Raw genomic sequence first — 9,817 nt, forward strand, 5'->3', positions numbered from 1 at the left:
CCGCCTGAGCACGTCCGGTCGCGGCCCTCGCGTATCGTCGGCTGCGAGCGGTCGTGCGATCGCGGGTGGGGCCCCTCGATGTCGATGAACCGCGTGCCGAGATCGGTACTCCTGCTGGCGGGCCTCGCGCTCGCGCTGACGGCCTGCACCGAGCCGGCGCCCGCGCGACCGCGTCGGCCGCCGCCGCGCCGACGAGCACTCCGACCGCCTCGTCCGGGAGCACCCCGCGATCGGCCGTCGAGCCCCTCGGCGAGCGCCTCCCGCTGACCGGAGCACTCACCGGTCTCTCGGCCGACGCCGCCGGGCAGGTCTCGATCGACCGCCGGGAGGACGGCACCGTCTGGGTCACCCTGACGGGCGTCACCGTCGCTCCGGCGTACGACCCCTTCCTCCTCCTCAGCGAGAGGAGCTTCGCCGTCGACGCCCCGCGCCCGCCCGACCTCCTGGGCACGGTCCTCGGACCGCTCACCGCGGAGTCGGAGCAGTCGTTCCCGGTGCCGGACGACGCCCTCGCGTCCCCCGTCCGGAGCCTCGTCGTGCTCGGCACCGGCGACCCCGGCACGAGCCGCCTCGCGGCCGTCACCTTCTGACGCCTCCCCTCCTCCAGAAGTTGCGGTGAGCGCGAGCCCCTCCCGCAACTTCTGCGGAACCGCCTCGCCGGCCCACCCGAACCTCCCCTCCTCCCTCCCTCAGCGCTCTCCTCCAGAAGTTGCGGTGACCGCCAGCCCTTCCCGCGACTTCTGCGCAACCGCGCCGCACCACCCCCTCCCGCGCAACACCGTCCGGCAATCCCGCGTGCCGTAGTCTAGCTGCCCACCCCCTGGGTACCGGACGTGGGCAGACGCGCCCGCCGCCTCCGGCGAGCCTTGGAACGAGAGGTGACCGTGACCATCGACACCGCGACCCCCGCCGACTCCGCCACCGCGGACGACGCCCCCCGCAGCACCCCCACCACCAACACCGCGACCGCCGCCGTCGCCCGCGCCCGCGCCGCGTTCCCCGGCTGGGCCGCCACCCCGCCCGCCGAGCGCGGCGCCCTCCTGCGCGCCGCCGCCCACCGCGTCGCCGCGCGCGAAGAGGAGCTCGCCGCCCTCAACACCGACGAGACCGGCAAGCCCGCCGGCGACGCCCTGGGCGGTGTCCGCGCCGGAGTCGACACGCTCCTCCAGTACGCCGAGCTCGGCCCCCTGCACCGCGGCAAGCGCCCCGCGGCGGCGCCCTCACCGTCGACCTCGCCCTCCCGCACCCGCGCGGAGTCGTCCTCGCGCTCACCCCGTGGAACGACCCCGTCGCCGTCGCCGCCGGCATGCTCGGCGCCGCGATCGTCTCGGGCGACGTCGTCGTGCACAAGCCCAGCGAGCGCAGCCCCGGCACGGGCGCGCTCTTCACGCGGATCCTCGCCGAGGCCCTCCCCGAGGGCGTCCTCACCTCGTCGAGGGCGACGGCGGTCGGCGACGCCCTGGCCCGCACCGAGGGCGTCGCCGTCCTCGCCCACGTCGGATCCACGGCCACGGGCCGTGCGCTGGCCCGCGTCGCCGCCGTCACCGGCGCGCACGTAATCCTCGAGAACGGCGGCAACGACGCGCTCGTCGTCGACGCCGACGTCGACCCGGTCTGGGCTGCAGAGCAGGCCGCCCTCGGCGCCTTCGCCAACGCCGGCCAGATCTGCACGTCCGTCGAGCGGATCTACGTGCACCGGGCCGTCGCCGAGGCGTTCACCACCGCGCTCGTCACCGAGGCCGGAGCGCTGGAGCGCGGGCCCCTCCCCCGCCTGGTCGACGCCCGCATGCGCGACGCCGTGCACGAGCACGTGACCGAGGCGCTCGAGTCCGGCGCCCGCGCCCTCACCGGCGGCGCGCCCGGCGACGGCACCTTCTACCCCGCCACGGTCCTCGCCGACTGCACCGACGAGATGCTCGTGATGACCGAGGAGACCTCGGCCCGGTCGCCTGATCGTCGTCGTCGACGACTTCGACGAGGCGCTCCTCCGCGCCGCCGCGAGCCCCTACGGCCTGGCCGCCACCGTGCTCACCGCCGACATGGAGCACGCGCACCGCGCCGCGGCGGCACTGCCGGTCGGCACCGTCAAGATCAACGCCGTCTTCGGAGGCGCCCCGGGCGGCAGCGCCCAGCCGCGCGGCACCAGCGGCTCCGGCTTCGGCTACGGCCCCGAGCTGCTGGACGATGACCACCACCACGGTCGTCCACTCGGCCTCCCCGTCCTCCCCGGCGGCGCGCGATGAGCCTCGAGGGCTCCGCGCTCCAGCGGGCGAGCGCGCTGGTCGCGCACGTGCGCGAGCACCCGCCGATCGTCGCCGTCGTCGGCGACCTCATTCTCGACTCCTGGTGGCTGGGCGACGCCGAGCGAGTGACGCGCGAGGCCCCGGCCCCGGTCCTCCGCCTCGACGACGTGGTCGACGTCGCGGGCGGCGCGGCCAACACCGCGGCGAACCTGGCCGCGCTGGGCGCCGAGGTCCGCACGGTCGAGTCGCGGGCCGCGATCCCGAGGGCGACCGCCTCATCGCGTCGCTCGAGCGCGCGGGCCTGGACACCGGGTCGATCCTCCGCACCACCGCCGCCACCACGATCAAGACCCGCGTGGTCGGCGGCGACAGCGTCATGCTGGCAGTCGACTCCGGGCCGCACCGCCCGTCGGAGGACGAGATCGGGCAGCTCGCCGAGCTGGCCGTGCGAGCGGCCGAGGGCGCCGACGCCGTGCTCGTCTGCGACTACGGCTCCGGCATTCTCGGCACAGCCGTCGAGCGCGTGCTCGCCGGGCACCGCCCGGACCTGCTGGTGATCGACGCGCACGAGCTCGCCGACTGGGCCTTCGCCCGCCCCGACCTCGTCACGCCCAACGCCAAGGAGGCCGAGGCCCTCCTCGGCTCGACCTCGGCCGCGGCGCGGCACGAGCGTCCGCCGTCCGCGACGCCGCCGACCAGCTCCACGAGCGCTCCGGCGCCCGCCACGTCGTGGTCACCCTCGATCGCGAGGGTAGCCTCGCCCTCGACGAGGACGGCACGGTCAGCCGCACCTTCGCGCAGCCCGCGGAGGAGAAGCAGGCGTCCGGAGCCGGCGACACGTTCGCCGCCACCGCCACGCTCGCCCTGGCGGCGGGCCGCCCCCTCGCCACCGCCGTCGACCTCGCCCAGGCGGCGGCCGACGTCGTCGTCCAGCGCCCCGGCACCTCCGTCTGCTCCGCCGACGACCTCCTCGCCTCCCTCGCCGCCCCCGGCGCCGTGGTCCTCGGCGAGGACCGCCTCGTCGAGGTCCTCGCGGAGGAGTCGCGCCGCGGCCGCCGCATCGTCTTCACCAACGGCTGCTTCGATGTCCTGCACCGCGGGCACACCGCCTATCTCCGCCAGGCGCGAGCTCGGCGACGTGCGGTGGTCGCCGTGAACGACGACGACTCCGTCCGCCGGCTGAAGGGCGAGGGCCGGCCGATCAATCCCGAGGGCGACCGCGCCGGAGTGATCGCCGAGCTGGGCTGCGTCGACTACGTCACGCTCTTCAGCGGCGACACCCCCATCCCGCTGCTCGAGCGCGTGCAGCCGCACGTGTACGTGAAGGGCGGCGACTACAACCCCGACATGCTCCAGGAGGCGGTGGTCGTCCGCTCCTACGGCGGCACCGTCACCACCGTCGGCTACGTGTCCGAGCACTCCACCGCCGAGATGGTGCAGCGCATCCGATCGGCGGCACCGCGGTGATCAGCCGGCGCTGGTCGGGCCACTGGGGACGGCCCACCCTGCCCGAGGCCCCGCTGATCGACGTGCTCGTGCCGACCGTCGGGCGCCGCGCCGAGCTGGCCGCGACCCTCGCCGGTCTCGCCGCGCAGGACGATCCCCCGTTCCGCGTGATGATCAGCGATCAGTCCGACGACGCGGTCGCCGAGAACGATCCGACCGTGCTCGCGATGCTCCGCGTGCTCGAGGCGCAGGGCCGGGCGCCGTTCGTCAGCCGTCACGTCCCGCGCCGCGGTCTCGCCGAGCAGCGCCACTACCTGCCTCCTCCGAGCGCCCCGGCCGTCCTGTTCCTGGACGATGACGTGCGGCTCGAGCCGGGCACGCTGCTCCGCCTGCACGAGGCCCTCGAGCGCCTCGGCTGCGGCTTCGTCGGCTCCGCCGTGCAGGGACTGTCGCACCTCGAGGACGAGCGCCCGCACGAGCAGGCGGCCTTCCAGCCGTGGGACGACGGCGTGCAGCCCGAGCGCGTGCGCCGCGGCACGCCCGAGTTCGACCGCTGGCCCCTGCACAACGCGGCGAACCTGACGCACCTCGCCGCCCGCCTCGACGTGGCCGAGGGCGACTGGCGCGCCTACCGCGTCGCGTGGCTCGGCGCCTGCGTCCTCTACCGCCGCGACGCCCTGGTGGCCAGCGGCGGCTTCGACTTCTGGGAGCAGCCGCACCCCGAGCAGCAGCGGCGAGGACGTCGCCGCGCAGTGGCGCGTCATGGAGCGGTTCGGCGGCGCGGGGCTCATCCCCAGCGGCGCCGTCCACCTCGAGACGCCCACGACGGTCACCGACCGGCGCGTCGACGCCTTCGACCGGCTCTTCGCCGAAGAGCTACACCCCGTAACACCTGCACGGCGACGAAAGGACAGCACGATGGATGCACCCAACCCGATCCAGATCCAGAAGTACCTCTCCGGAATCGACTACCCCGCCTCGAAGGACACGATCGTCGAGACCGCAGAGAAGGAGAACGCTCCCAGCGACGTCCTCGACGCCCTGCGCGCCATCCCGGAGGGCGACTACGACGCGCCCACCGCGGTGAGCTCGGCCGTCTCGAACGTCCGACCCAGCACGCGAGAGGCCCCTCGCGCCCGCCGTCCGGCGGTGGGCGAGGGGCCTCTCCCCGTTCCCCGAGCGCCTAGACGGTCGCGTCCTCGCGCTCCCCCAGCACTCCCGACTCCAGGGCCTGGAACGACAGCACCTTGTAGCCCTCGGACTCGAAGAAGATCGTCGCCCGGTCCGACTCGACGCTCATGACCGTGCCGGTACCCCCTCGCGGTGCTCGACCGACTCGTCGACCGAGAGCGAGCCGTCGGCCGGCGCCGTCGAGGCCGCCTCCTGCTGCGCCTCGTGCTGCTCGCAGCCGTCGCAGTTGCCGCACCACTCCGGGCCCTCGACGCCGAAGTAGTCCAGCAGCACGCGGCGCCGGCACTGCTGCGTCTCGGCGTAGGCGCGCATCATCGACAGTCGCGACTCCGCGATCCGCTCGCGGGAGGCCACGGCGTCGGCCACCGCCTGCACGGCGTCGTCGGCGCTCGCCTCGCGGGTGGGGCGGACGCCCTTCCCGGTCTCGATCAGATCGGCGTCGGCGAGATCGTTGACGAGTCGGGAGAGGGTCCGCGCCGGCTTCCCGAGCTCCTCCGCCAGCTCCGCGATCGTGCGGCCGGGCTCCGCGGTGACCGCGGCCCAGATCACCCGCAGGGCCTGCCTTGTCGACCGAGCGCTTCGCGAAGGCGCGGCGCAGCCCCAGGTCCTCGGCGCGGTAGTGCAGCGCGCCGGTCGCCGGGCTTCGCTGGTCGCGGCCGGGCCCGTCCGATCTCCTGGTAGTAGGCGTCGAGCGACTCCGTGGTCGTCGCGTGCAGCACGAAGCGCACGTCGGCCCGGTCGATCCCCATCCCGAACGCGGAGGTGGCGACCACGACGTCGAGCTCGCCCGCGCGCCAGCGCTCGTGCACCTCGCCGTCGTCCCGGACAATCTGAGCCCCGCGTGGTACGCCACGCGACCGTGCGGCCCTCCGCGCCGATCTCCGCGGCGTACGTCTCGGTCTCCTTGCGCGTGGCGACGTAGACGAGCCCCGGGAGCCGTCCGTAGCTCCGCGCCTCGTCGACCACGGCCGCGCGCTTCTCGTTCTCGCTCTCGTGGCGGTGCACCACCGCGGCGGCCTCTCGGGCCGGTCCACGCCGTGGACCCGCACCTCGGGACGTCCCGTCATGCGCAGGCGCTCGATGATCTCGGCCCGCACGGGGCCGGACGCCGTCGCGGTCATCGCGAGCACGGAGGAGGTCAGCCCAGCTCGCCGCGCACGTCGGCGAGACGGAGGTAGTCGGGCCGGAAGTCGTGACCCCAGCTCGAGACGCAGTGGGCTTCGTCGACGACCAGGAGCGAGACACCGGCCTTCTTCGCGAGCCGCGCCACGTTCTCGGCCTTCGCGAGCTGCTCCGGCGCGAGGGAGCACAGGGAGCGGACCGCCACACCGTCGATGCGCTCCCAGGCCCGGGCGACCGCCGCGGCGCCGAGGAGGAAGTTCACCGCGACGGCGGGAGGCGCCGCGGGTTGCCGCCTCGATCGGCGCGAGCTGATCGGCCTGCAGGGCGACCAGCGGAGAGACCACCGAGGACGACCTCCGCCGCGCTCGGCTCCCGCGATCTGGTACACCGCCGACTTGCCGCCGCCGGTCGCCAGGACCAGCAGGGTGTCGCGTCCGGACGCCGCCGATTCGATCGCCTCGCGCTGCCCCGGCGGGAGCGACGTCCAGCCGAAGTCCTCTCGGGCGATGCGTGCGACGGGGTCGTTCCGAGACGGGTTCATGCCTTCGACGCTACGTCGAACACCCCTTCGACGGACTCCGCTTGACAGGCTCGGGGGAGCTCGGTGAAGCGCTCCCGTACCCTCGTGCCGACCCGCGAGGCGCCGGACGCTCCTGCGGCCCGTTTGTCAACGTCCTGCACGGCGCCGTCCGCCCCGTGCTGGGCTGGAGCTCCCGTTCCGATCAGGAGAGGAGCAGCCATGGCGAACGAGGACCTCCCCGAGCAGACCACCGGAGCCGGCGCGACGGCGGGCGCCGACCCGACCGCCGCCGACGGCGCGCAGACGCACCTCTCCCCGGCGAGGACGCGACGGACGCCTCGATGGCGGGAGCCGCTCCGGGCGGCACCGCCGATCGACCGCGGCACCTCCGATCAGGTCACCGACCTCGACAGCGGAGAGCGATTCCGTCGCCGACGACGACGAGCTGCCCGACGAGACCACCGGCCCGACGATCGCTGACTGACCCTCCCCGGACACGCGGAAGGGCCTCCCCCACCCGCAGGTGGAAGGCCCTTCCTGTCCGTCGCGCTGGTTGCAGTGGCGGACGATCACCGGGTTGAACAGCGTCCCGATCCCCTCGATGTCGATCGCCACCGTGTCCCCGTTCGCGATCGGCCCGATCCCGGCGGGAGTACCGGTGAGGATGATGTCCCCCGGCAGCAGGGTGAACACCCGCGACACGTAGGCCACGATCTCGGGCACCCCGTGGATCATGTCCCCCGGTATTCCCGGACTGCACGCGGCGCCCGTTCACGCGCGTCTCCAGGGCCGCCTCGTTCCAGACGAACTCGGTCTCGATGACCGGCCCGATCGGGCAGAACGTGTCGTAGCCCTTCGCCCGCGTCCACTGGCCGTCGCTCTTCTGCAGAATCGCGCGCCGTGACGTCGTTGGCGATCGTGTAGCCGAAGACGACGTCCTCGTAGTCCTCCGCGCGTCGCTGCGCGCGACGGCGCCGATCACGATCGCGAGCTCGCCCTCGTAGTCCACCTGCCGGCTGTCCGCGGGCAGGACGATCGCCTCGTCCGGTCCAGATCGCCGAGGTGTTGGGCTTGAGGAACATCAGCGGCTCGGCCGGGGCCTCCCCGCCCATCTCCGCCGCGTGGTCCGAGTAGTTCTTGCCGATGCCGACGACCTTCGAGCGCGCGGATCACCGGGGCGAGGAGCTTCGCCTCCGAGATCGGGATGCGCTCCCCCGTCGTGTCGAACCCGGCGAACATCGGGTCCTCCGGCGAGCACGACGAGGTCGTCCTCGTCGACGATCCCGAAGTGGATCGCTCCCCCGTTGTCCTCCGAGGCTGCGTGGCGAATCGCGCGGATCTTCAAGGCGCTGTTCAACCTCGTCATCCATCCGTGCCGGTCCTCGCGGCGTCCGTACTGGCTGCCGGTCAGCTCCTCCCGCAGCGACATCGTGAGCTCGCCGGCGGGCGCGTCCGCGTGCCCGACCGAGAAGCCCTCGCCCTTGAGCTCGGCGATCGGAGTGATGACCGCGGCGGTCCCGCACGCGAACACCTCCACCACATCGCCCGACGCCACTCCGTCGCGCCACTCGTCGATGCTCACGCGGCGCCGCTCGACGCGGTGGCCGCGGTCCTCGGCGAGCTGCAGCACGCTGTCGCGCGTGATGCCCTCGAGGATCGAAGTCCGGACTCCCAGGAGTGACGAGCGTGCCGTCCTTCTTGACCAGCACCACGTTCATGCCGCCGAGCTCCTCGATGTACTGCGACTCCTGCGAGTCGAGGAACAGCTCCTGCGCGCAGCCGTGCTCGTACGCCTCCTGCTGCGGGAGGAGCGGCGAGGCGTAGTTGCCGCCGGTCTTGGCGGCGCCGGTGCCGCCTTCCTTGCCCGCGCGGGCGTAGGCGGTCGAGCAGCCAGATCGACACCGGAGCGACGCCGCCCGAGAAGTAGGCGCACGGCGGGGCTCGCGATCACGTAGTAGCCGACCTTCTCGGCCGCGCGCACCCCCAGGAACGCCTCCTTCGCGAACATGAAGGGCCGCAGGTACAGGCTCGTCTCGGGCTCCGAGGGCACCCGGTCGCCGTCGACCGTCGGCTGGCCGGCGGAGAGACTCCGCGAGGAAGTGCGCGGTCGGCGGCTCGGGCAGGGCGAGCAGAGGCCGAGCGCTGCAGTCGCGCGGCGATCGGCCTCGAAGGGCGGAGCGTCCAGATGGAGCCGTCCGCGTGGCGGTAGGCCTTCATCCCCTCGAAGATCTCCTGCGCGTAGTGCAGGACGCCGCGGCGGGAGTCGAGCGCGATCGGCCCGTAGGGCTGCACGCGCGGCCGGTGCCAGCCGCCGGCGCGCGACCAGCTCGAAGATGTCGGCCCATGTGGTCCGGTGAAGAAGCCGCCGAAGCCGGGGTCGGCCAGGATCCGGTCGCGCTCCTCGGCGAAGCGCGGCTCGGGGTTCGGGGTCACCTGGAAGGCGAGGCCCTGCGGAGCGAGCGGGAGGGGGATGGTCATCAGGGGTTCTCTCTCACGAAGGCGTCGGGGAGGAGGGGCCGCCGGGGCGCGGGTCAGCGCAGGCGCGGGTGACGACCGCGTCGCCGATCGCCGAGGTAGGGGCGGGCGGAGCCGTCGCGGGACTCGATGTCGGCGGTCACCGCCGCCGTCACGCGAGCGGCCTCGTCGGTGTGGCCCAGGTGGTCCAGCAGCAGTGCCACCGACAGGATCGCGGCGGTCGGATCGGCGAGCTGCTTCCCGGCGATGTCGGGCGCGGATCCGTGGACCGGCTCGAACATGCTGGGGAACGCGCCGTCGGGGTTGATGTTGCCCGAGGCGGCGAGGCCGATGCCGCCGCTGATCGCGCCGGCCAGATCGGTCAGGATGTCGCCGAAGAGGTTGTCGGTGACGATGACGTCGAACCTAGCAGGGTCGGTCACGAGGAAGATCGTCGCCGCGTCCACGTGGAGGTAGTCGACGGCCACGTCCTCGTAGGTGGCTCCCACCTCGTCCACGAGCCGCTTCCACAGCGATCCGGAGAAGACGAGCACGTTGGTCTTGTGCACGAAGGTGAGTTTCGAGCGGCGCCTGGGCCAGCTCGAAGGCGTGGCGCACGACGCGTTCGACGCCGTAGGCCGTGTTCACCGAGACCTCGTTCGCGATCTCGTGCGGGGTGCCCTGGCGGATCGCCCCGCCGTTGCCGACGTAGGGGCCTCGGTGGCGCTCGCGGACGACCACGCGGTCGAGCGCCGCTGAAGCGGCGCACGAAAACGCGAAAGCGTTTCACGATAAATGCGAAAACGGTTAAACACCCAGTCCTGAGACTGAACGAAGTACA

At 73.4% G+C, this 9,817-nt stretch carries 9 protein-coding genes and 8 pseudogenes; 8 read left to right on the top strand and 9 right to left on the bottom strand.

Features of this window, described 5'->3' with window-relative positions; translation table 11 throughout:
• The first annotated feature begins 65 nt into the window (after nucleotides 1–65).
• The 6 genes and pseudogenes from AC0CII_RS00730 to AC0CII_RS00755 all read left to right on the top strand — a co-directional run bounded on the left by AC0CII_RS00730 (nucleotide 66) and on the right by AC0CII_RS00755 (nucleotide 3,710).
• Nucleotides 66–590, top strand: a complete 525-nt coding sequence (locus AC0CII_RS00730) for a hypothetical protein (RefSeq protein ID WP_465228395.1) — start codon at nucleotides 66–68, stop codon at nucleotides 588–590.
• Nucleotides 591–884: 294 nt separating this feature from the next.
• Nucleotides 885–1,157 (top strand): annotated as a pseudogene (locus AC0CII_RS00735) (aldehyde dehydrogenase family protein); the annotation flags it as partial.
• Between the two features lie 143 nt (nucleotides 1,158–1,300).
• A pseudogene (locus AC0CII_RS00740) lies at nucleotides 1,301–1,876 on the top strand (aldehyde dehydrogenase family protein); the annotation flags it as partial.
• A 136-nt stretch (nucleotides 1,877–2,012) separates the two neighbouring features.
• A complete protein-coding gene (locus AC0CII_RS00745; RefSeq protein ID WP_465228411.1) occupies nucleotides 2,013–2,243 on the top strand; it encodes a hypothetical protein in 231 nt (76 codons plus the stop codon).
• The gene (locus tag AC0CII_RS00750; protein ID WP_465228396.1) at nucleotides 2,240–2,800 is read left to right on the top strand and encodes a hypothetical protein; all 561 of its coding nucleotides are present in this window, start codon (nucleotides 2,240–2,242) and stop codon (nucleotides 2,798–2,800) included. The genes AC0CII_RS00745 and AC0CII_RS00750 overlap by 4 nt, the downstream gene beginning before the upstream one ends.
• Before the next feature lie 172 nt (nucleotides 2,801–2,972).
• Entirely contained in the window at nucleotides 2,973–3,710 is a 738-nt protein-coding gene (locus AC0CII_RS00755) for a PfkB family carbohydrate kinase (RefSeq protein WP_465228397.1), read from the top strand.
• Here AC0CII_RS00755 and AC0CII_RS00760 read toward each other — a convergent pair.
• A complete protein-coding gene (locus AC0CII_RS00760; protein ID WP_465228398.1) occupies nucleotides 3,647–4,522 on the bottom strand; it encodes a hypothetical protein in 876 nt (291 codons plus the stop codon). The two genes, AC0CII_RS00755 and AC0CII_RS00760, sit on opposite strands and share 64 nt — an antisense overlap.
• A gap of 85 nt (nucleotides 4,523–4,607) precedes the next feature.
• Between AC0CII_RS00760 and AC0CII_RS00765 the strand changes: the two are divergent.
• Nucleotides 4,608–4,718: pseudogene (locus tag AC0CII_RS00765) on the top strand (DUF2795 domain-containing protein); the annotation flags it as partial.
• 267 nt (nucleotides 4,719–4,985) lie between these two features.
• On the opposite strand, the gene AC0CII_RS00770 reads toward AC0CII_RS00765, so the two are convergent.
• The 3 genes from AC0CII_RS00770 to AC0CII_RS00780 all read right to left on the bottom strand — a co-directional run bounded on the left by AC0CII_RS00770 (nucleotide 4,986) and on the right by AC0CII_RS00780 (nucleotide 6,543).
• Nucleotides 4,986–5,429: a MarR family transcriptional regulator gene (locus tag AC0CII_RS00770; protein ID WP_465228399.1), complete on the bottom strand. Its 444-nt coding sequence runs from the start codon at nucleotides 5,427–5,429 to the stop codon at nucleotides 4,986–4,988.
• Nucleotides 5,426–5,689: a helicase-related protein gene (locus AC0CII_RS00775; RefSeq protein ID WP_465228400.1), complete on the bottom strand. Its 264-nt coding sequence runs from the start codon at nucleotides 5,687–5,689 to the stop codon at nucleotides 5,426–5,428. Before AC0CII_RS00775 ends, AC0CII_RS00770 begins: the two co-directional genes overlap by 4 nt.
• Before the next feature lie 329 nt (nucleotides 5,690–6,018).
• Nucleotides 6,019–6,543 carry a DEAD/DEAH box helicase gene (locus tag AC0CII_RS00780; protein ID WP_465228401.1) on the bottom strand — a complete coding sequence of 175 codons (525 nt, stop codon included), beginning with the start codon at nucleotides 6,541–6,543 and terminating at the stop codon, nucleotides 6,019–6,021.
• Between the two features lie 198 nt (nucleotides 6,544–6,741).
• Here AC0CII_RS00780 and AC0CII_RS00785 point away from each other — a divergent pair, with 198 nt between their 5' ends.
• Entirely contained in the window at nucleotides 6,742–7,002 is a 261-nt protein-coding gene (locus tag AC0CII_RS00785; RefSeq protein WP_465228416.1) for a hypothetical protein, read from the top strand.
• A 150-nt stretch (nucleotides 7,003–7,152) separates the two neighbouring features.
• Here the strand turns inward: AC0CII_RS00785 and AC0CII_RS00790 are convergent.
• The 5 pseudogenes from AC0CII_RS00790 to AC0CII_RS00810 form a co-directional block, all read right to left on the bottom strand.
• Nucleotides 7,153–7,257, bottom strand: a pseudogene (locus AC0CII_RS00790) (fumarylacetoacetate hydrolase family protein); the annotation flags it as partial.
• A gap of 67 nt (nucleotides 7,258–7,324) precedes the next feature.
• A pseudogene (locus AC0CII_RS00795) lies at nucleotides 7,325–7,531 on the bottom strand (fumarylacetoacetate hydrolase family protein); the annotation flags it as partial.
• A pseudogene (locus AC0CII_RS00800) lies at nucleotides 7,431–7,634 on the bottom strand (fumarylacetoacetate hydrolase family protein); the annotation flags it as partial. The pseudogenes AC0CII_RS00800 and AC0CII_RS00795, both read right to left, overlap by 101 nt.
• Nucleotides 7,635–7,870: 236 nt before the next feature.
• Nucleotides 7,871–9,000: pseudogene (locus AC0CII_RS00805) on the bottom strand (branched-chain amino acid aminotransferase); the annotation flags it as partial.
• A gap of 13 nt (nucleotides 9,001–9,013) precedes the next feature.
• Nucleotides 9,014–9,726: pseudogene (locus AC0CII_RS00810) on the bottom strand (isocitrate/isopropylmalate family dehydrogenase); the annotation flags it as partial.
• Between the last annotated feature and the right edge of the window lie 91 nt (nucleotides 9,727–9,817).

This window comes from Rathayibacter sp. AC182 (assembly GCF_979253875.1).